General features: G+C 57.3%; 21 protein-coding genes, 1 pseudogene and 1 riboswitch. Of the genes and pseudogenes, 10 read left to right on the forward strand and 12 right to left on the reverse strand.

Translation table 11 applies throughout. From position 1 onward, the window contains the following. The first annotated feature begins 19 nt into the window (after positions 1 to 19). Positions 20 to 733, forward strand: a complete 714-nt coding sequence (locus BXY66_RS10960) for an NUDIX hydrolase (protein ID WP_132860139.1) — start codon at positions 20 to 22, stop codon at positions 731 to 733. Here the strand turns inward: BXY66_RS10960 and BXY66_RS10965 are convergent. The 3 genes from BXY66_RS10965 to BXY66_RS10975 all read right to left on the reverse strand — a co-directional run bounded on the left by BXY66_RS10965 (position 730) and on the right by BXY66_RS10975 (position 2,803). After that, positions 730 to 1,632: a DMT family transporter gene (locus BXY66_RS10965; RefSeq protein WP_132860140.1), complete on the reverse strand. Its 903-nt coding sequence runs from the start codon at positions 1,630 to 1,632 to the stop codon at positions 730 to 732. The two genes, BXY66_RS10960 and BXY66_RS10965, sit on opposite strands and share 4 nt — an antisense overlap. Positions 1,633 to 1,698: 66 nt before the next feature. Beyond that, a complete protein-coding gene (locus tag BXY66_RS10970) occupies positions 1,699 to 2,604 on the reverse strand; it encodes a fatty acid desaturase (RefSeq protein WP_132860141.1) in 906 nt (301 codons plus the stop codon). Continuing rightward, positions 2,597 to 2,803, reverse strand: a complete 207-nt coding sequence (locus tag BXY66_RS10975; RefSeq protein WP_132860142.1) for a DUF2061 domain-containing protein — start codon at positions 2,801 to 2,803, stop codon at positions 2,597 to 2,599. Before BXY66_RS10975 ends, BXY66_RS10970 begins: the two co-directional genes overlap by 8 nt. Before the next feature lie 113 nt (positions 2,804 to 2,916). Between BXY66_RS10975 and BXY66_RS10980 the strand changes: the two genes are divergently transcribed. Continuing rightward, the gene (locus BXY66_RS10980; protein ID WP_132860143.1) at positions 2,917 to 3,774 is read left to right on the forward strand and encodes a helix-turn-helix domain-containing protein; all 858 of its coding nucleotides are present in this window, start codon (positions 2,917 to 2,919) and stop codon (positions 3,772 to 3,774) included. A gap of 16 nt (positions 3,775 to 3,790) precedes the next feature. Here the strand turns inward: BXY66_RS10980 and BXY66_RS10985 are convergent, their stop codons facing one another. From BXY66_RS10985 to bcoG, 5 genes and pseudogenes are all read right to left on the reverse strand, one after another. After that, a complete protein-coding gene (locus BXY66_RS10985; RefSeq protein ID WP_132860144.1) occupies positions 3,791 to 4,549 on the reverse strand; it encodes an SDR family oxidoreductase in 759 nt (252 codons plus the stop codon). Then, on the reverse strand, positions 4,546 to 6,021 hold the full coding sequence (locus tag BXY66_RS10990; protein WP_132860145.1) for a carnitine 3-dehydrogenase: 1,476 nt from the start codon (positions 6,019 to 6,021) through the stop codon (positions 4,546 to 4,548). The genes BXY66_RS10985 and BXY66_RS10990 overlap by 4 nt, the downstream gene beginning before the upstream one ends. 444 nt (positions 6,022 to 6,465) lie before the next feature. Next, positions 6,466 to 6,795, reverse strand: a pseudogene (locus BXY66_RS10995) (3-hydroxyacyl-CoA dehydrogenase NAD-binding domain-containing protein); the annotation flags it as partial. A gap of 26 nt (positions 6,796 to 6,821) precedes the next feature. Continuing rightward, positions 6,822 to 7,394, reverse strand: coding sequence for a lipocalin family protein (locus BXY66_RS11000; protein WP_243694350.1), 573 nt, complete (start codon positions 7,392 to 7,394; stop codon positions 6,822 to 6,824). Between the two features lie 119 nt (positions 7,395 to 7,513). Next, positions 7,514 to 8,428, reverse strand: a complete 915-nt coding sequence (gene bcoG / locus BXY66_RS11005; RefSeq protein WP_132860147.1) for a 3-dehydrocarnitine:acetyl-CoA trimethylamine transferase BcoG — start codon at positions 8,426 to 8,428, stop codon at positions 7,514 to 7,516. A gap of 73 nt (positions 8,429 to 8,501) precedes the next feature. Here bcoG and BXY66_RS11010 point away from each other — a divergent pair, with 73 nt between their 5' ends. After that, the gene (locus BXY66_RS11010; RefSeq protein WP_132860148.1) at positions 8,502 to 9,479 is read left to right on the forward strand and encodes a GlxA family transcriptional regulator; all 978 of its coding nucleotides are present in this window, start codon (positions 8,502 to 8,504) and stop codon (positions 9,477 to 9,479) included. Positions 9,480 to 9,517: 38 nt separating this feature from the next. Here BXY66_RS11010 and BXY66_RS11015 read toward each other — a convergent pair whose 3' ends face one another. The 4 genes from BXY66_RS11015 to cobO are packed head-to-tail and all read right to left on the reverse strand — an operon-like array spanning position 9,518 to position 12,273. After that, positions 9,518 to 10,951 carry a cobyric acid synthase gene (locus BXY66_RS11015; RefSeq protein ID WP_132860431.1) on the reverse strand — a complete coding sequence of 478 codons (1,434 nt, stop codon included), beginning with the start codon at positions 10,949 to 10,951 and terminating at the stop codon, positions 9,518 to 9,520. A 16-nt stretch (positions 10,952 to 10,967) separates the two neighbouring features. Continuing rightward, positions 10,968 to 11,312, reverse strand: a complete 345-nt coding sequence (locus BXY66_RS11020) for a Lin0512 family protein (protein ID WP_132860149.1) — start codon at positions 11,310 to 11,312, stop codon at positions 10,968 to 10,970. Next, complete coding sequence (locus BXY66_RS11025; protein ID WP_132860150.1) at positions 11,309 to 11,656, reverse strand: Lin0512 family protein; 348 nt, start codon at positions 11,654 to 11,656, stop codon at positions 11,309 to 11,311. The genes BXY66_RS11020 and BXY66_RS11025 overlap by 4 nt, the downstream gene beginning before the upstream one ends. Then, complete coding sequence (gene cobO / locus BXY66_RS11030) at positions 11,656 to 12,273, reverse strand: cob(I)yrinic acid a,c-diamide adenosyltransferase (RefSeq protein ID WP_132860151.1); 618 nt, start codon at positions 12,271 to 12,273, stop codon at positions 11,656 to 11,658. Before cobO ends, BXY66_RS11025 begins: the two co-directional genes overlap by 1 nt. A gap of 41 nt (positions 12,274 to 12,314) precedes the next feature. After that, a riboswitch (cobalamin riboswitch) is annotated at positions 12,315 to 12,526 on the forward strand. Positions 12,527 to 12,604: 78 nt separating this feature from the next. On the opposite strand from cobO, the gene BXY66_RS11035 reads away from it, so the two are divergent. Genes BXY66_RS11035 through cobJ form a run of 7 tightly spaced genes read left to right on the forward strand, consistent with a single transcriptional unit; the run spans position 12,605 to position 20,567 of the window. Continuing rightward, complete coding sequence (locus tag BXY66_RS11035) at positions 12,605 to 12,988, forward strand: DUF1636 family protein (RefSeq protein WP_132860152.1); 384 nt, start codon at positions 12,605 to 12,607, stop codon at positions 12,986 to 12,988. Beyond that, positions 12,985 to 14,022, forward strand: a complete 1,038-nt coding sequence (gene cobW, locus BXY66_RS11040) for a cobalamin biosynthesis protein CobW (protein ID WP_132860153.1) — start codon at positions 12,985 to 12,987, stop codon at positions 14,020 to 14,022. The genes BXY66_RS11035 and cobW overlap by 4 nt, the downstream gene beginning before the upstream one ends. Positions 14,023 to 14,028: 6 nt before the next feature. Next, positions 14,029 to 17,319, forward strand: a complete 3,291-nt coding sequence (gene cobN / locus BXY66_RS11045; protein WP_132860154.1) for a cobaltochelatase subunit CobN — start codon at positions 14,029 to 14,031, stop codon at positions 17,317 to 17,319. Continuing rightward, on the forward strand, positions 17,316 to 18,461 hold the full coding sequence (cobG, locus tag BXY66_RS11050; protein ID WP_132860155.1) for a precorrin-3B synthase: 1,146 nt from the start codon (positions 17,316 to 17,318) through the stop codon (positions 18,459 to 18,461). Before cobN ends, cobG begins: the two co-directional genes overlap by 4 nt. After that, positions 18,461 to 19,090, forward strand: a complete 630-nt coding sequence (locus BXY66_RS11055; protein ID WP_132860156.1) for a precorrin-8X methylmutase — start codon at positions 18,461 to 18,463, stop codon at positions 19,088 to 19,090. Before cobG ends, BXY66_RS11055 begins: the two co-directional genes overlap by 1 nt. Next, positions 19,087 to 19,818: a precorrin-2 C(20)-methyltransferase gene (gene cobI, locus BXY66_RS11060; protein WP_132860157.1), complete on the forward strand. Its 732-nt coding sequence runs from the start codon at positions 19,087 to 19,089 to the stop codon at positions 19,816 to 19,818. Before BXY66_RS11055 ends, cobI begins: the two co-directional genes overlap by 4 nt. Next, complete coding sequence (gene cobJ, locus BXY66_RS11065; protein WP_132860158.1) at positions 19,815 to 20,567, forward strand: precorrin-3B C(17)-methyltransferase; 753 nt, start codon at positions 19,815 to 19,817, stop codon at positions 20,565 to 20,567. The genes cobI and cobJ overlap by 4 nt, the downstream gene beginning before the upstream one ends. The last annotated feature ends 3 nt before the right edge of the window (positions 20,568 to 20,570 follow it).

Below are 20,570 nucleotides of genomic sequence, written 5' to 3' on the forward strand. Positions count from 1 at the left end.
CACGATCCGAGGGGAATTCATGAGCACGCCATCTGTCGACAAAACCGCCATCCGCAATGCCGCAACAGTTATAGTGCTGCGTGATCGCGAGACGAACCCGCAGATCCTGATGGGGCAACGTGGCGCCAAAGCGGCCTTTATGCCCAACAAGTTTGTCTTTCCAGGCGGTGCAGTGGACGCGGCAGACAGCAACATCACCCTAGCCCGCCCCTTGCCCGCGGTTTGCGAGGCCCGATTGGGCGAACAATCTGCACCGAATCTCGCCCATCCACTTGCGGTTGCGGCAGTGCGTGAACTCTGGGAAGAAACCGGACTGATCCTTGGCGAACAGGGCACATGGGCAAGCGCCCCTCCCTCAGATTGGGAAACTTTCGCAGCCACCGGTCACCTGCCGCGTGCCGACGCGCTGCAATTTGTATTTCGTGCCATTACGCCTCCCGGACGTCCGCGCCGGTTTGATGCACGTTTTTTCCTGTTGGACGCGGCCGCAGTCGCCACCGATCTGGACGACTTTTCCGCAGCCTGTGACGAGCTGTCCCACCTGCAATGGGTCCCGCTCAAGAAAGCGCGCGAATTTGATCTGCCCTTCATCACCGAAGTGGTGTTGGCTGAGGTCGAGGGCCGCCTTGACCGTCCTGAGGCGCCGGAAAACGTCCCGTTTTTCAAGAACGATGACGAAGCAAGCCACTTTTTGCGCCTGCGCGGCCACGCGCCGGATTGGGATCGCGACTAGGCGTAAAGAATCAATCCAAAGATAGAAGCCGCCAGCAGCGCCATGCCGAAGTATTCCCGCCTGCTGATCGTTTCGCGGAAGAACAGCACAGTGCCGACAATGCCAAAAACGAGTTCGATCTGACCAACGGCTTTGACATATGCTGCGTTCTGTAGCGTGAACGCGGTAAACCAGCAGAAAGTACCTGCCATGCTGGTAAGGCCTATAAACCCTGCGCTCTTGTAGGCGGCCAACACCCGCCCGACCTCTCCCGGTTCCCGAAGCTGCAGCCAAGTCCACATGGAAACCATCTGCATGGCTGTTACAGCCGCCAGCGTGACCAGAGCGCGCGCCAGAGGCGCGTCCAACTCCACCGCCAAAGACGCTCCGCGATACGCCACGGCGGAAACACCGAACAAAGCTCCCGCGGTTAGCCCAAGCGCCGCCGAAGGGCTCAGAATACGCCGCCAACCGGTGCCTGTCGCCTCGATTGGCCCTGACAAAACCAAAACCCCTGCAACACCAACGACGATCGCGCCAAACCCGACAATTGAGACTGTTTCGGAGAGCAAAACGAGCCCGATCAAGACCGTGAAGAATACCTCGCTTTTGATAAACGCCATGCCCACCGCGAGGTTCCTGCGGCCAAACAGCAAGACTGTGCACACTGTGGCCGTGATCTGCGCCGCGCCACCCAGCATGCCGAACATCCAGAAGTCCAACCCCAGCACGGGCAAATCAATGCGGCCTGCGGCGACAAACCCGACAAGGATCAGGCAAGCAACGGGCGCGGAATAAAGAAAGCGGGCAAAAGTCGCCCCTGCCGCTGATAGCGACACTGACGCCAGATGTTTCTGCAACATGAAGCGCACGGTCTGAAACGCGGCCGCAGCCACAGAGGCAATAATCCAAAGTTCCATGGCGGCATTGATGACCCGCGCTTATGCGAAAGTCACGCCCGTTCAGTCAAAGCGCGCGATTAGCGCCTATTCTCCGCCCCACAGCGGATGCGGCACAGGGTCTTTTCGCTTCAGGAAAAACCGCCGGAACACCTCCGCATAACTACGGAAATAGTAACCTTCATTGCGCATTAGATACCGGCCGCGGTTCTCCCGGAACAATATCGGCAAACGGTACCAGGGCACACGCGGGTGCATGTGGTGCACGACGTGCAGATTGTTGTTCAAAAAGATCCAGGCCAGCGGGCCTCGATCATCGATGATCACCGTCCGTCCCCGCGCTTTTGCATGGGCCTGATGTTCCAGAAAAGTCCGGATTTTAAGGATCGAGAGCGCACAATACGCGCTCAGAAGGTAGGCCCAAACCGGCATTTGACCGACGGCAACCAGCCACCATACGACGATCGCCACAGCGGGAACGTGCAAGAGCCAGCCGACAAGAACCGCGGTATTGCCACGCGCGATCTCCTGCGCGTCAGACCGCATGAACGCCAATTGCCCCAAAAGCGGTCCGACCATAAGGCGTCCCAAAAGCGTATTGTTGAAATCATGAACAAGCTGCAGCCATCGCGGCATACGCGCCCAGCGCTTCGGATCGAGAAAATTGGTCTCCGGATCGTCGTAGGGATCAGTCAGATGACTGTCCTTGTGGTGCGCCAGATGGGTATCGCGAAACCGCAAATATGGGATGCATAGTCCGACGGCCGGAAACACCAGAGCCTCGCTTGCCAGTTGGGATTGGAACGGGTGCCCGTGCAGAACCTCATGGCTCAAGGAACTGTGCAACGCCATCGCAATCACCGTAAGCGCCATGCCCAACGGAAGGAACCAGTCCGCAACCCAGACAGTGCCTAGCGCGTAAGTGACATAACACAGAACAACCAGTCCAAGCGTCGGCCATTCCACCTTAGGGGTCTTGCGTGGATCAGCCATGGATGCGCCCCCAGCGAACGCCAGCCCAGATGCGCTCGTATACAACATACATGGACAGCCCCAGCGCCGCGTTGACTACGGCCATTTTCCCGCCCAGAGCCATAGACCCCGTCGCAACCAATCCAACCAAGGCCATCGTGGCCAGTCCGATCGCATTCCAGATCACAGCCTTCAACACAGAGCGCCGCCGCGTTTCCATTCCGTCCTCACCTTATGAAAGTCATCCCTCACAAACGTGTTACCGCTCTTACGCTGCGGTGAGGATTCTGAATGTGATTAACAAAACTCCGCACAAGTGATATTTATCACCGTATGAGTGATATTATCGACAAACGCCTTCGTGCCAGCCGCTTTCGCCAACGGCTTGAGACGGCAATGAAAACCCAATCCGTCACACAGTCGGAACTGTCGCGGCGCATCGGCGTGGATCGGTCTACCATCTCGCAGTTGCTCAAAGACAAGGGCGCCCGTTTGCCCAACGCACAGGTTGTCGGAGAGTGCGCCGCAGCGCTTGGTGTTTCCGCCGACTGGCTCCTGTCGTTGACGGACCGACCTGAAAACACGGCCGACATCCTTGCAAACGCCATGAGCGTAACCGAAGCCCCGCGCGCCCTTGTCGACGAACAAATCTTCAACTGGCATCAGGAGGCCGCCGGCTACAAAATCCGGCACGTGCCGGCAGGCCTGCCCGACATGCTGAAAACAGACGAAATGCTGGTCTGGGAGTATTCTCCCCACCTTGGCCGCACGACCGAACAAGCCATAAACGCCTCGCGTGACCGCCTCAACTGGATGCGGTCGTCTCAATCGGACTATGAAATCGCTCTGCCGCGCCACGAAATGGAGGCGTTCGCGCGCGGGGAAGGTTACTACACTGGCTTGCCTTCTGGCATTCGCAAACGCCAACTTGCGCAATTCGCGCAGCTGACGGACCAGCTTTACCCCCGTATGCGTCTCTACCTCTTTGACGCGCACCGGCTATACTCAAGCCCGATCACCGTTTTCGGCCCGTTGCTCGCTGTGCTCTATCTGGGCCGCAATTATCTCGCCTTTCGCGACACCGAACGCGTCACCAGTTTCACCGAGCATTTCGACAGCCTTGTTCGTCAGGCAGACATCACAGCCCGCCAAATCCCGCAGCACGTGGACGGTCTGAAAGCACTGATCTGATCCGGATCGGGCCGGATTAAACCTTCGGATCAGGGTTCACTGTAAACCCATCCACCGCGATCACCTGCCCGCTGACCAGCCGCGCATTCTCTGAACTTAGAAAAACCGCCATTTCGGCAACGTCGCGACCTTCTATGAATGATCCCATCGCTGTACCGGACGCATAGCCCGCATAGACATCGTCCCGTGTCATGCCCTTGGCTTCGGCCTCACGTTCCAGAACGCCCTCCATGCGTGCGCCTTCAACGGCGCCCGGACAGATCACGTTCGCCCGCACGCCGAATGGCCCCAACTCCATTGCCAGTGTCTTGGTTAGCCCAATAACCGCCCACTTCGCAGCAGCGTATGGCGCGCGATATGGGTAACCGTATTGGCCGGCAGTTGAGGAAGTCACCACAATTGACCCGCCCTTCTGTGCCTTCATCATCGGGGCTGCATATTTGGCGGCCAAAAAGGCTCCTTCCAGATTGACGGCAACACAGGCCTGCCAGTCTTGCAGTTTTATATCCTCAATGACTGCCGTTGGCCCCGCAATACCTGCATTGGCGCAAAGCGCGTCAACCCCTCCCCAACGCTCCAAAACCTCATCAAACAAGGATTTCACAGCTGTTTCATCGCTGACATCCACGTGGGATTTTTGCCATGTATCTGGCGCGGCGCCCAAAGCGGCGCCGTCCAAATCCGCAATCCAGACACGCCAGCCTTCTCGATCAAAAGCCCTCGCCATTGCGAGACCCACGCCCGAAGCTCCAGCGGTGATCAAAGCCCGTTTCATCTGGGCTGTCCAACATAGCGACCGACGCCTTCGGGCGCAGGCAATCCGGCTTGCGCCTCGGAGATCTTTTGCAGGTTGGCGGCTATTTCCGGACTGAACGGAGCGGGTCTGCGGGTCTCAAGGCTTACGTGGATGAGGATGTGCTCTCCCGTCGCCAGAAGTCTGTCGCCCGCATACATCTCGTGCCAAAGGTGCATCTTCTTACCTTCAGCCATCAGCACACGGGTGCGTACGTCGATCATTGATCCAAGATGTGTCTCATCGATGTGACGGATGTGCGTTTCAGCCGTAAAGAAACTCCCGCCTGTTGCGATGTACTCCTGATCACACCCGATGATCTCCATCAATCGGTCAGAGGCATCCGCAAAGGCCTGCAAGTAGCGGCTCTCTGTCATATGACCGTTATAGTCTAGCCAATCCACTGGTACGGCGCGTCGGGTGGTGACAATCGGCTGGGACAGATCAGCGATGTCAGCCGCGCGACGTACCATACCTGCCTCGGACGAGAGTTTGGCATCATGCTTGTTCAGCACGGCGCCTGACGCAAAGTTCTGCGCTTTAAGAGCCCGCATCATTGAGACAATGTTGTTGTCCCTGATGCGCTCCATCTCGCGGATCGTCATGTGGCCTGACTGCGCGTCGGACTGCCCCGCAATCAGGTCGACCAGCTCGTCAGTGAACTCGGGCACATCCATCAACTTGGTCCACGGCCATTCCAGCGCCGGACCGAACTGTGCCATGAAGTGTTTCATACCCGCTTCCCCGCCAGCCACGCGGTAGGTGTCAAAAAGCCCCATCTGTGCCCAGCGGATGCCAAACCCCATTCGGATACTTTCATCAATTTCTTCTGTGGTGGCGATGCCGTCTTTGACCAGCCACAGCGCCTCACGCCAAACGGCCTCCAAGAAGCGGTCGGCGATATGCGCGTCAATCTCTTTGCGTACGTGCAGAGGAAACATGCCGACGCCGGTCAGGATATCCTTGGCCCGTTCGACCAACTCGGGAGGGTTTTTCTCTGTGGGCACAAGTTCCACAAGAGGCATCAGATAGACAGGATTGAACGGATGGGTCACCACAATCTGCTCAGGGCGCGTCGCGCAGCCTTGAAGTTCGCTGGGTTTGAACCCGCTCGTCGAGCTCCCCAGAATGGCATTCTCCGCACAATGCTCTTGAAGCGTTTGATACACCTTCTGCTTCAGCTCCAATCGCTCCGGCACGCTTTCCTGAATCCACTCGGCCCCGTCCACAGCCTCTGACATGGTCTCATGAAAACTCAGATGGCCCTCTGCGGGCAACGCCGTGTCGCTCAATCCTGGCAAAGACACCCGCGCATTTGCGATCACTTCGCCAATTTTGCGTTCTGCTTCAGGATCGGGGTCAAACACCCGCACATCCCAGCCATTGAGCAGGAACCGCGCGGCCCAACCGCCGCCAATAACCCCGCCGCCGATAATCGCTGCTGTTTTTGTCATGTTTTCTCTCTCCAACTCCATGCCGGGCCGCACAAACTATTCAAAGTAGGCACACTCCAAACTCACTTCTTCGCCTTTTACCAAGAGGGTTTTGTAACAATAGTTGCCGTGCACGACGGGGGCGCAGCTTGAGGTCTCAGCCAAGCAGATGTTCGCTTCGCACTGGCTCCCATCGGAGCAGCTTTTGCCGGCGTCGCTGGCGGGTTTCTCCGGTAAAGAGCAAATCGGAATTTGCGCTTTCTTTCCCAATCGTCCGAAAGTGCCGCCTTGCGCTTGGCACTCCGCCGCTTTTTCGCGCTCTGCCGCGTTACGGGGGGCGGCGTCCTGACACCCGGTCACTAAAACCAAGGCAGCCAAAATGCCCATCGCAGGTTTTCCAAGCAGCATTTCTAAAACTGTTTCCAACACGCCTCGCATCTAAACTTTACCGACGTGATACCGACGCAATATGGCATTCTCCGCACAATGCTGTTGAAGCGTTTGATACACCTTATGCTTCAGCTCCAATCGCTTCGGCACGCTTTCCTGAATCCACTCGGCTCCGTCCACAGCCTCTGACATGGTCTCATGAAAACTCAGATGGTCCTCTGCGGGCAACGCTGTGTCGCTCAATCCTGGCAAAGACACCCGCGCATTTGCGATCACTTCGCCAATTTTGCGTTCCGCTTCTGGATCGGGGTCAAACACCGGCACGTCCGAGCCATTGAGCAGGAACCGCGCGGCCCATCCGCCGCCAATAACCCCACCCCCGATGATCGCTGCTGTTTTGCCCAACTCTCTCTCCCGATCGTTTTCCAGTGTTAGCGTGGCGGCTGCGCCACGTCGTACAGCTTGCTCACGTCGTACCCGTTCTTGGTCAAAGCGGCTTCCGCTTTGGCTCGAAGATCGGTTGAAATTTGAGGGTCGCGAGCCAGTATCCAGCCCGTTCTGCCCGCCGGATTGCCAATCGCTACCACCGAATAAGCATCATCAATCCACAGCACCCAATAGTCGCCGCGTGCAAACGGCAACCAAGGAACAAAGGTCACTTTCAGCTTGCCGCCTTCTATCAACCACGCCTCGCCTTCAGCGGTGCTGGCTTCACCGGCGGGGCTTCCTTCTCGACAGGTATTCAGAACCGAAATCTTGCCATCGGACCGCAGACCATACTCCGCAGTGACACCTTCGCACCCTTTTTCAAAACGGTTGGGAAAGCGCGCGATCTCGTGCCATTTTCCGAGATAACGATCGAGATCGAGTGCCGAAACCGCTTCGATTGGCACGGCTCGGTCACGATATCTCTCCGCGACAGCTGCACTGGTCGACGCAAAGGTAGCGAGGGTTGCGAAGGCGAACGCAAAAAACTGGAAACGACGCATGGGATATCCTTTCATCATGCTTCTCTTTTCACTTCCTTACGTAAGCCAGCGCATTCAGGCCCAACCCCCAAAATCGAACCAGTCGCGGCACCGATGGTTTACCGACGTGATGCCGATGTTTTGCAGACAGGCATTCAGGCCCCTTTCGGAGCCTTTTTCGTCAGCCCAAGCTTCTCGCGCACCTCTGCCGGACCAATCACCCGCGCACCCATATTTTCAATGATGGTGCCAGCCCGTTCCACCAGCTGCCAGTTTTCCGCCAGCACGCCCTTGTCGAGCCAAAGATTGTCCTCAAGACCAACCCTTACGTTTCCGCCAGCCAGCACAGACGCCGCGACATAAGCCATCTGGTTGCGCCCCAGCGAGAACGCTGAAAACGTCCAGTTCTCCGGCACATTGTTGACCATTGCCATAAAGGTATTGAGATCATCGGGCGCGCCCCAAGGCACGCCCATACACAGTTGAACAAGTGCATCGGCTTCGAGGATGCCTTCCTTTACCAACTGCTTGGCAAACCACAAATGGCCAGTGTCAAATGCTTCAATCTCGGGCTTAACCCCAAGATCCGTCATCATTTTTCCCATCTCACGCAACATACCCGGCGTGTTGGTCATAACGTAATCTGCTTCGGCAAAATTCATTGTACCGCAGTCCAGGGTACAGATCTCCGGCAAGCATTCGGCAACATGTGCCACGCGCTCGGTCGCCCCGACCATGTCGGTTCCCGCGACAGGCGGCAGCGGGCTTTCGACGCCCCCAAACACGATGTCGCCCCCCATGCCCGCGGTCAGGTTCAGCACCACGTCCGTCTCGCTGTCGCGAATGCGGTCCGTGACTTCCCGATACAGTCCCAGATCGCGGCTCGGCGCGCCGGTCTCCGGATCACGCACGTGACAATGCACCACCGCCGCGCCAGCCTTGGCCGCAGCGATCGCACTGTTTGCAATTTGCTCAGGCGACCGTGGTACATGCGGACTACGATCCTGTGTGCCCCCCGATCCGGTTACGGCGCAGGTGATAAAGACCTCACGGTTCATTTCCAAAGGCATGGCGATTCCCCTTTTTGCTTTGCCCTAGCCTAACTCGCTTGAGCAACCAGACTTTTCGTAATACGAATTTTATATGTCAAAATACGAAGAAAACGGCGTTTTCCATCCAAATCCAAGGCCTCTCACAACCGCAATACTTGTGCTGGATGATTGCAACACCTTGAGCTTTGCAGCCGCCGTTGATCCGATGCGGGCCGCAAATCGCAGGGCAGGAAAACCGCTGTTTGACTGGCAGTTTTTCACGGCAACTGGCACGCCAGCCTCGCTCACGAGCGGCTTGAACATAAATGGTCCGGCCATCGCCAAGTTGACCTCATGCGACCTGCTGCTGGTTGTCGCAGGTTTTCGTCTTGAAGATCATGCCACACCAGCGCTTTTGTCCTCTCTGCGGCGCATTGCAGGTCAGGGAACGAGCATTGCTGCGATCGACGGCGGCCCCTGGCTCTTGGCACGTGCAGGCTTGCTCGACGGGCAAATCGCCACCACTCATTGGGAGGATCTGGAGGAGTTTGCTACGCGATTTCCGAACGTAAACACCCGCAGGGACCGCTTTTGCATATCGGGCCGGTTTGCGACCTCAGGAGGCGCAGCACCGTGCATTGACATGATGCTATACCTTATAGGAACGCGCTTTGGCAAAACACTCGCACAACGGGTCGGCAGCGCATTTCTATATGACCCACTACCGGCCGGAAGCCAGCCGTTGACGTCCACGCCGCGCAAAGTCCGGCGCAACCCAAGGTTGGCCCGCGCGCTGGAGCGCATGGAGGCGACTATTTCCGAACCGCTCCCCATCCCAGATATCGCGGCCCACGCCGGGCTCAGCGTCCGAGCACTTGAGTTGCGGTTTCAAACACACCTTGGTCTCTCCCCCAAAGCGACGTACTTACAAATGCGCCTTGAGGAAGCCCTGCGACTTGCTCAAGACACGTCTTATCCAGTTCGAGATATTGCGCTAGCGACAGGCTTTATCTCCCCGGCGAGTTTTGCACGCGCCTTCAAGGAGGCCCATGGCCAGTCTGTTCGCTCCCTGCGGTCACAAGGCAGTTAAGTCTTTCAAATTACGTGAAAATACCACTGAATGACACTTTACCGCGCGGCTGCCAGCAAGTTTTCGACGTCAACATGAGCTTCTATGTGTTCCGCCAATTTATCCAGAACAGCTTCGACCGTCGCATCGTAACCTTCGTTTCCGGCCTGAGCCCCAAGCGCCCTAAGCCATGCGCGACGGAACCCGTCATCACGGAACATCCCGTGCAGGTAACTCCCGCTGACACGGCCATCCAGCCCAACTGCCCCCTCATCACGGCCATCAACCCGAGCGAAAGGCCGCGAACAATCCGGCCCGTCGGTTCGCCCAATGTGTATTTCGTACCCGCGAAAGGCCTGACCCGAGGCAACATGCTCCGCCTGCGTTTCAGTTAGGCGTTTGTCGGGTGTCATCACTGTATCCACATCCAACAGTCCGAGCCCTTCGGTGTCTCCAGCAGGGCCTTCGATGCCCTCCGGATCGCGCACCCATTTGCCAAGCATTTGATATCCGCCACAAATACCGAGAACATGCCCTCCACGCCGCAAATGAGCGGCAAGATCAATATCCCATCCTTGAGCCTTCAGAAACGCCAGGTCACCTCGCGTTGACTTGCTTCCCGGAATGATAACCACGTTTGCATCTCCGGGGACCGGCTCTCCGGCTCGCAACATCTTGAGCGACACGCCGGGCTCTTGTGCCAAAGGGTCCAGATCGTCGAAGTTTGCAATCCGCGACAAACCCAGACAAACCACTTTCAACCCGCCGCTCCGTTCTGCGTTTTTAATGTCCAGCGCATCTTCCGCAGGTAGTTTCCAAGCTTCACCAAAATACGGCAGCACACCGAAACCAGGCCAACCGGTCGTGTCTTTTATGAGTTGATACCCGCCATCAAACAAACTCGGATCGCCTCGAAATTTGTTGATCAGAAAGCCCGCCACCAGAGCAGCGTCTTCCTCCGAAATCACCGCCTGAGTACCCACGATCTGCGCAATCACGCCGCCGCGGTCTATGTCTCCGGCCAGAATTACGGGTACATCGGCGGCTTGCGCGAAGCCCATGTTGGCGATATCGCCCTGCCGTAAATTCACCTCTGCCGGGCTGCCGGCCCCTTCCACAATGACCAGATCATTCTGAGATTTCAGACGGTTAAAACTCTCGAGCACCGCTTTCATCAATTGCGGCTTGAGCTTGCTGTATTCACGCGCCTTCACAGTGGTCAGACGTTTTCCCTGAACGACGACCTGCGACCCCACATCCGTTTCAGGCTTTAACAGTACTGGGTTCATATCCACGACAAGGGGCTTACCGCAGGCGAGCGCCTGCAAAGCCTGCGCACGGCCAATCTCGCCACCATCCGAAGTCACGGCCGCATTGTTAGACATGTTCTGCGGCTTGAAAGGCGCCACCGACAGCCCTCGCTTCCGTGCCGCACGACACAGCCCTGCGACGAGCATCGACTTGCCGACATTGGAGCCCGTGCCCTGGATCATAACCGCTTTTGTCACGTCACACCTGCTTGGGCAAAAACGCCTCGACCGCTGCCGAGGCGATCACCAGCACATTGCCGTCGTCGGGATTGGTCACATTCATGCCGCCGAACACGGCTTTAACCTCCGCCCGACCGCGTGGGAGATGCGCAACCAAAGCGTCGCAATCAACCTTCTCTGGCTCCTGCACACCTACGGTCACCTGCACTCGCATTTCCTTGGGGTCTTTGCCCAAGGCAGCAAACATCGGAATAGAGGAATGGCGGATCGCGTCCTCGATCGCGCGGCCTGCAGCCTTGGTGTAATCCTGACCGTATTGGTCGTTGCCCATGCCCATTTCAATGATGAAACGCTGATCACTCATGCTGCGACCTCCACATCAAGCGCCACCGAAATCGCAACATTGGCGATCACAGTTGGGTTGCCATCCGGGCGCGGGACGTCCAAGCCTCCCTTGACAGGTTTTACAGTGACTTGTCCGTAGGGAAAGATTGCCGCTATGACATCAGTTTCAACGTTCTCAGGCTGCTGAACCGCCACCTCTACGGTTATGAACATTTCGGATTTGTCTTTCCCGAACAGCTCGGCAAGATTGATCGAATTATGCCACAGCGCATCCTTCACAGCCCGCGACGCGGCTTCGGTATAGTCCTGACGGCGTAGAGATGAGCCCATACCAAATTCAGTAAGCAAACGTTTTCTGGGCATCAGAACTCCACCCCAGCCTGCGCCTTTATTCCATCTCTGAACGGATGTTTCAGCAACGTCATTTCCGTCACCAAATCTGCGGCCTCAATCAATTCTGGCTTTGCGTTACGTCCCGTGCACAGAACGTGTGTCATCTCCGGCTTTTCGCTGAGCAAAAAATCCACCACGTCGTCGATATCCAGATAATCGTTGCGCAATGCGATGTTGATTTCATCGAGCATCACAAACTTGTTTGAGGGATCACGGATAAGCTCTTTAGCCAACTCCCAACCAGCCTCAGCCTTGGCAATGTCACGCTCTCGGTCCTGCGTCTCCCAGGTAAACCCCTCTCCTGAAACGTGAAATTTCACTTCTTTTGGAAAGTGCTCTTCAAGAAAAGCCCGTTCGCCAGTGGCCATCGCACCCTTAATAAACTGGACCACGGCAACCGGCATATCATGAGCGATGCAACGCATGATCATGCCGAATCCCGACGAGGATTTACCCTTACCGGGGCCAGTGTGCACGATGATCAGACCTTTTTCCTCGGTCTTCGTAGCCATCATCCTGTCGCGAGCCGCCTTGATTTTCGCCATTTTTGCCTTGTGGCGTTCGTTCTGGTCTTCGGCCTCGGCCATTGGTAACCCTCCGTTCGTGCTTGACTCTGCCCGCATCATTGCCCATTCGGGTGGACGCTGGTTCCTGTTCTTAGAGCAGGTGAAAAGGGAATGCGAAAGGGGGCCGAGATCAACCCCCAAAAGCAGCCGCCCCCGCGACCGTGACCGGAGAGGTCCGCCGCACGCCACTGGGCATAGCCCGGGAAGGCAGGCAGACCGAAGGCGAAAGCCTGAATCCGCAAGCCGGGAGACCTGCCAGCCAAAAAGACATGAACCGGACGGGGTGTTTCCGGTGTCGGGCTGTCCACAGGCTTCCCGCGCTTTCCCCGTCCCTGCTAAGGGACCGAAACAAATGGCTGACGCAAACGCGCCTGTCGAACTGCTTGTCTGCATCAAATGCCGTGCAGGTATGCCGACCGACGTCGAAGGCCCTCGCCCCGGAACACAACTTTTTGAAGCGCTCAGCGCGGCTGACTTACCGGAGAACGTCACTCTAAAAGGCGTTGAGTGTTTCTCCAATTGCGACCATGGCTGCTCTGTCACCATCCGCGGTGGTGATGACCGATGGACTTATGTCTACGGCAATTTCACGGGCGCAGATGATGCCGAACTTGTGGCTGAAGGCGTCTCAAAATATGCGGCGACCACGAACGGGCTTGTCCCGTGGCGCGACCGTTCCACCCATTTCCGCAAAAACTGCATCGCACGCATCCCCCCACTGGAGATTCCCGAATGAGCACCCTTGAAAAACTGCCAGTCACCGTCATCACCGGGTTTCTCGGTTCCGGCAAAACGACCCTTGTGCGCAATCTGATGCAGAAGCCGCAAGGCAAGCGCCTTGCCGTTATTGTAAACGAATTCGGCGATGTAGGTGTGGACGGAGAAATTCTCAAATCCTGTGCCATTCCGGACTGCCCGGCCGAAAACATCATGGAACTCGCAAACGGTTGTATCTGCTGCACAGTGGCGGATGACTTCATTCCAACAATCGAAGCACTGATGAAGCTGGACCCGCGTCCGGAGCATATTCTGATTGAAACGTCCGGCCTCGCATTGCCAAAACCTTTGCTCAAGGCGTTTGACTGGCCAGACATTCGCTCCAAGATCACGGTTGATGGCGTTATCGCATTGGCCGATGCCGAGGCGGTTGCCGACGGCCGCTTCGCACCAAATGTGGCTGCAGTCGACGCCCAGCGCGAAGCCGACGAAGGCCTGGATCACGAAACGCCTTTGTCAGAGGTCTTCGAGGACCAGATCAGCTGCGCAGACATCGTTTTGCTTACAAAACCGGACCTTGCGGGTCCGGAAGGAGTCGCGAAGGCCAAGGAAATCGTTCTGTCCGAAGCTCCGCGTCCGCTGCCAGTGGTTGAGGTAGCCGAAGGGGATGTTGATCCACGCGTGGTTCTGGGGCTGGAGGCGGCGGCAGAGGACGACATGGATGCCCGCCCCTCTCACCATGATGGCCATCACGATCACGAGCACGACGACTTTGAAAGTGTTGTAATCGAGGTTCCAGAGCAATCCGATCCGGGAGCATTTGCTGCAAAAATCGAGAAAATGGCCAAAGATCTCAACATACTGCGAGTCAAAGGCTATGCAGCGGTTGAAGGCAAACCGATGCGTCTTCTGGTTCAGGCGGTTGGTGCGCGCGTGCGTCATCAATTCGACCGCCCGTGGAAGCCCGAAGAAGGCCGACAGGGGCGGATGGTCGTGATTGCCGAACATGATGACGTAAATGTCGATGCGATCCGCGCCGCTCTGCTAGACTAAGCTACCATGCACGTCGTCTTTCGCGAAAGCCATGGCCTTGACGAGGCTGAAACCCCGATTGACCTGGGCCAGTCCCCGGCCGATTTGGTGGTGCTGTCCTTTTCTGACAGTGACCTTGGTGCTTTCGCGGCAGGCTGGCACCGGGCGAAAGGAGATCTTCCCACCCTCAGGCTGGCAAATCTGACGGCGCTGAAACATCCTCTGTCAGTCGACACTTATGTTGAACAAACGCTGTCAGGCGCCAAAGCTATCCTGATCCGCCTGATCGGTGGAATTTCGTATTGGCAGTACGGCATTCAGCAGGTGCAGGCTTTGTGCGAGAAAAAAGGCATCGCGCTGGCAGTGTTGCCAGCGGACGGTCGGCCTGATGAGCGGTTGGACGAAGTCTCCACCCTACCCGCCTCGACGCTTCACCGCCTGACGCACCTTTGTGACACCGGCGGCGCGATTGCCGCGCAGGCCGCATTGGCGCAATTGGCGCTCGCGGCAGGGCTCTATGCACGTCCCGTGCCAGGTTCCAAGGCTTTGCCCAACCATGGTGGCTGGACACCTGAGAACGGGCTCACCGATCCACTCGCGGATCGGAGCCCAAACAAACCGCTGGTCGCCATAACCTTTTACAGAGCATACGTAAGCGCTGCGGACACTGCCCCGATCGAAGCAATGTTTGCAGAGTTCAAGGCGCGTGGCTTTGACGTTGTGGGGCTGTTTGCGCCCTCTCTGAAGGTACCTGAATCAGCGCAATGGCTTGCCCAAACCCTTAGCGCGCTCTCACCAGTGGCAATCGTGAACGCTACTTCCTTTTCCGGCAAGGGGGATGATGGGACATCCCCGCTGGATGCAACGGATGCTCCGGTTTTTCAGGTTGCCCTCTCGACGTCGCGGAAAAAAGCATGGGCAGAAGCCGAACGCGGTCTTGCTCCAGCGGATCTTGCAATGCACGTGGTTCTGCCTGAAGTAGACGGCCGCCTGTTTGCCGGTGTCAGCTCATTCAAGGAGCCAGGTAAAAAAGACGCAGCGCTAGAATATTCACGCTTTGCCCATCGCGCCGTCCCTGATCGCGTTTCGGCCATCGTAAGCAAGGTCGAGCGCTGGGTGCGGCTCGGAAAACAGGAAAACGAGGACAAACAGATCGCGTGTGTTCTGAGCACGTACCCGGGCAAAGACTGGAATATGGCCCATGCGGTTGGTCTCGATCCGCTAGCGAGCGTAGACGCTATTCTTGAAGACCTGTCGCAAGCCGGATTTCAGCTTGATCCAGAAAAGTCTGCAAACCTCGAAAATCGCCTGCTTGAAGAAACCCTTGCTTGGTCTTTGACAGACTATCAAAAGGCACTGGAAGTGTTACCGCCCTCCCTAGCGAAGGCTCTTGAGAGCGCGTGGGGGGCACCAGAAAATGACCCACGTTTTTCCGCGGGAGCGTTCCATTTTCACGCGGTTCAGAGCGGAAATGCCTTGATTGCACTTCAACCAGAGCGCGGATCTGATCAACTGCGCGAGGACGAATACCACGACCTCTCACGCGTCCCCCGCCACAGCTATGTAGCCTTCTACCTCTGGATACGGCAGGAACTTGAAATCGATGCTCTGGTTCACATCGGCGCCCATGGAACCCTTGAATGGCTTCCGGGAAAGTCCGTCGCACTGTCGGGCGAGTGTTGGCCAGAAGCGCTGATTGGCGACCTTCCTGTAATATACCCCTTCATCGTCAACGACCCCGGAGAGGCCGCTCAGGCCAAACGGCGCATTAACGCGCTCACTTTGGGGCATGTTCCGCCGCCGTTAAAAACGTCTGCGACACCGGAAAGGTTCGCGCGCCTGGAAACTTTGCTCGACGAGTTTTCCAATGCAGACGGACTTGATCCGAAGCGCCGAGATCGATTGCAAGCCGACATTCGCGAGGAAGCTGAAGCGCTCGGCCTTCAAGCTGAGTTGGGATTGGACGACGCCACTTCTCTGGCAGAGGCAATCACTCGGATTGACACGTTTGTTTGCGACATCAAAGAAAGCCAGTTCGGCGATGGCCTGCATATTTTCGGACGTGCCCCGGAACACCCTGGTGGTTTTGATGCTGTACCTTCAGCCAGCGCCGAACGTCACGCGCTGCTGCGCGCATTGAGCGGTAAACGCATTGAAGCCGGTCCTTCAGGCTCGCCCTATCGTGGTCGGCAGGACGTTCTGCCCACTGGTCGCAACCTTTACACAACTGACCCAAGATCGGTCCCGTCCCGCTCGGCATATGCCCAAGGCGTGAAACTCGCCGAGGAACTCGTCCGTCGCCATCTTCAGGAAGAAGGTGACTATCCCAAAAACCTCATCGTAGATCTTTGGGGTTCTGCCACGATGCGAACAGCCGGCGAAGAGTTTGCGATGGCCTTGCACCTTTTGGGCGCCAAACCCGTGTGGGACCAAGGCTCTGAGCGCGTGTCAGGGGTGGAAATATTGCCAATCGCGCTTATGGAGCGTCCCCGAATTGACGTGACTTTGCGCGTGTCCGGATTGTTCCGCGATGTATTCCCCACGCTTTCCACACTCTTCGGACAAGCGGTCAAAGCCTTGGCCGAACGCGATGAAGCCACCGACTGGAACCCGTTCGCTGGCCGCGTCACGGCCCCACGCGTTTATGGCCCCGCGCCAGGCAGCTATGGCCTAGGCATAGGGCACGAGATCGAGAACTACTCCGAAGAGGGTCGCAAGGCAGCTGGCGAAGCTTGGCTGGATGCCTCCTCCTACGCGTTGGACACCGGCGAAATCACTAAGGATGCTGAAGGTATTCGAGCTTTGGTAGGAGCAGCCGACAGCTTTGTGCATCTGCAGGACTTACCGGAGACCGACGTATTGATCGCCAGTGACTACGCTGCCCACGAGGCAGGCTTTGCCGCCGCGCAGGCGATCACCGGTGGAAGCGCTAACCTTTATCATGTGGACAACACCAACCCCGCAAATCCACGAGCTCGCAGCCTGACCGAAGAAATCGCGCGAGTTGTGCACGCCAGAGCAACTAATCCGGAATGGTTGGCCGGCATGATGCGTCACCGCTTCCGGGGTGGCGCGGAAATTGCTGCCACCCTCGATCACATGGCGGCATTTGCAAATCTTGCAGGAGCGGTTCCGCCCCAGCTTTTTGACGCCTACCATGATGCGACTCTCGGCAGTGCCGAGATCGTCGCGTTCCTAGAACGTGAGAACCCTCGGGCCCTCGCTGCAATGCGAGACCGTTTCGCCGCCTTGCATGAAGCAGGTCTTTGGATCACACGCCGGAACTCCATTCTTGCTGATTTGGAGAATGCGTCATGACATCGGAACCAGACCGTTCCCTTGCCAAAGGCTGGTGCCCGGGCGCCTTCACGCCAATGATGTCCGGCGACGGTTTGGTCGTTCGCGTCCGCCCCGTGATGGCGCGCCTGAGCCAACAGCAAGTCTTTGGACTTTGTGAGATCGCTCTGGAGCTCGGCTCGGGTTTGATCGACCTGACCAGTCGGGCAAACCTTCAAATCCGTGGCGTGACAGAAACCGACCACGAACGCGTCCTGCAACGTCTCGACGATCTGGGCCTTTTGCCCGACGAACCGGATCTGGAAGCCCGTAGAAATTTTCTGATTCCACCGATGTGGCGCGTAAACGATGCCGCGCACAGAATTGCTCTGGACTTGATGCAACGCCTGGCTGAGTTTCCGGAACTGCCAGCCAAAATGGGCTTTGCAATCGACACAGGTCCGTCGCCAGTATTCGCCCGCAGCTCCGCTGACTTCCGAATTGAACGCACCGCCGACGGGTCATTGATGCTCCGAGCTGACGGGGCCTCAAGAGGACGTCTGGTTACTGTAGATTCTGCCGTGGACAGCACGTTGGAAATGGCCGAATGGTTCGTGGCGACGGGTGGATCTGAAAATCGCCGTATGGCGCGCCATGTTTCGCTCACGCAAATGCCGGCGGAATGGCAAGCGGTACTTCCGGCATCGAATGCTTCGCCAATTGTCCCCGGCCCATCAGAACTTGGAGCTGTTTTTGGTGTCGCCTTTGGTCAGATTTCCGCAAAATCGTTGATGCATCTTTCCGAGGCAACAAGAGCCACAGCGATGCGCGTTACGCCATGGCGCATGTTTTTACTCGAAGGCACCGACGTAACCCAGACGTCAGAGTTCATCTGTGACGCAGACGATCCGCTCCTGACAATTGATGCATGTCCCGGTACCCCTTTTTGCACTTCAGCAAGCGTCGAAACCAGATCTGTGGCGAGACAGCTTGCACGACACAAAACCACTGCACTGCATGTCTCGGGCTGCGCCAAGGGCTGCGCGCGTCCGAGGGTTTGCGCAACCACTCTTGTTGGACGTGACGGCAGGTTTGACCTTGTCCAGAACGGCACCCCATGGGATCACCCCACCCGAACCGGCCTAGCGCCTGACACCCTCATCGACGCTTTGGGAGAGCTTTGATGCCATACGAATACGAAAAAAACGGTCAGGCGATCTACGACGAAAGCTTTGCCACCATCCGGCGCGAAGCGGACTTGGATCGGTTTGACAGTGACGAGGAACAAGTTGTGGTGCGCATGATTCATGCTGCCGGTATGGTCGGCTTGGAAAATCACGTTAAATTCACGCCTGGCATGGTGGCTGCATCACGTACCGCGATGGAGAATGGCGCTCCGATCTTTTGCGACGCCCGCATGGTCAGCGAAGGCGTCACCCGCCCTCGCCTGCCCGCGGATAACGAAGTGATCTGCACCCTTCACGCCGACGGAATCTACGAACTCGCCGCGAAAATTGGCAACACACGCTCCGCGGCCGCTCTGGAGCATTGGCGCGATAGACTTGGCGGCGCCATCGTCGCCATCGGCAACGCGCCGACAGCACTGTTTCACCTCCTGAACATGCTGGAAGACCCCGACTGCCCGCGGCCGGCGGCGATAATCGGTTGTCCGGTGGGATTTGTTGGAGCCATGGAAAGCAAGGACGCCCTTTGGGCCGACCAGCCTGTACCCTGCATGATTGTGGAGGGCCGGCTCGGTGGTTCTGCAATGACCGTTGCTGCAATCAACGCCATCGCGAGCCGAAAGGAATGAGTACGACTGGAACAATCCACGGTGTCGGGCTCGGACCAGGCGATCCCGACTTGATGAGTGTTCGCGCCCATCGCCTTTTGAAGAGTGCAAAACACGTGGCGTTTTTCCGCAAAGCCGGACGCAAAGGGCAGGCCCGCCAGATTGTGGAGGGCATACTGCCCGACACGGTGATCGAGTTTCCGATGGAATACCCGGTCACAACAGAAATTCCACTATCTGATCCACGCTACAACCAAGCCTTGTCGACATTCTACGAGGAGGTAACACAGCACCTCATTGGTCTTGCAAAGTCCGGCGACGACGTGGTTGTCCTTTGCGAAGGTGATCCATTCTTTTACGGATCCTTCATGCACCTTTATGCACGCTTGCGCGACGTTGTTCCTGTCGAAGTTGTTCCGGCCATCACGGGCATGTCCGGCGCTTGGACAGCCACAGAAACGCCAATCACTTGGGGCGATGACGTCCTCACAGTTCTTATGGCGACCCTCGATGAGACCAAACTCACCCACCACATTGCCGAAACCGATGCGCTGGTGGTTATGAAAATTGGCACAAACTTCGAAAAGGTCGTGCGCGCTCTAAAAGCTGCCGGTCGCTTTGATGACGCATGGATTGTACAGTACGCCACCATGCCGAAACAGAACGTCATCAAACTCAGCGAGATGACCGAGGACGTAACTCCGTACTTTTCGATCATCGTCGTGCACGGACAAGGACGACGCCCGTGACCGGCTGGGTGCAGATCGTCGGCATTGGCCCGGGTGATGAAGACCTTGTGACGCCCCAAGTACAGGCCGCCATTCGCGAAGCCACAGATGCTGTAGGCTACATTCCCTACGTGGAACGGGTCGCGCAAAACCAGAACCTGACCTTGCATCCTTCAGACAACCGTGTGGAAATCGACCGCTCGGTCCACGCCCTTAAAATGGCTTCCGAAGGCAAACGTGTCGTTGTCGTGTCATCAGGCGACCCCGGTGTATTCGCCATGGCCGCTGCAGTCTACGAGGCCATCGAACATGGGGACCCTGAATGGCGCAATCTTGATGTTCGCGTGCTGCCCGGCATCACAGCCATGCTGGCGGCATCAGCGGCCTGCGGCGCTCCTCTCGGGCACGACTTTTGCGCCATAAATCTGAGCGACAACCTGAAACCTTGGGATTTGATCGAGACGCGCCTTCGTCTTGCCGCGGAAGCGGATTTTGCGATGGCATTCTACAACCCACGCTCGAAATCCCGCCCCGAAGGCTTTGAAAAGGCTCTGGAAACTCTCAAAACTGCCTGCGGCGACAACCGCCCAATGATTTTTGCGCGCAATGTATCGCGGCCTGACCAGTCCGTTCGTATCGTTCCCTTGCAGGAAACCACGCCGGATATGGCCGATATGCGCACTGTCGTGCTGCTTGGGTCGAGCCAGACCCGCATCATAGAGCGTGAGGGAGCGCCGATGGTCTATACGCCTCGGTGGGTGGAACAATGAAGG

The sequence above is a fragment of the Shimia isoporae genome, from assembly GCF_004346865.1.
GTDB lineage: Bacteria > Pseudomonadota > Alphaproteobacteria > Rhodobacterales > Rhodobacteraceae > Shimia > Shimia isoporae.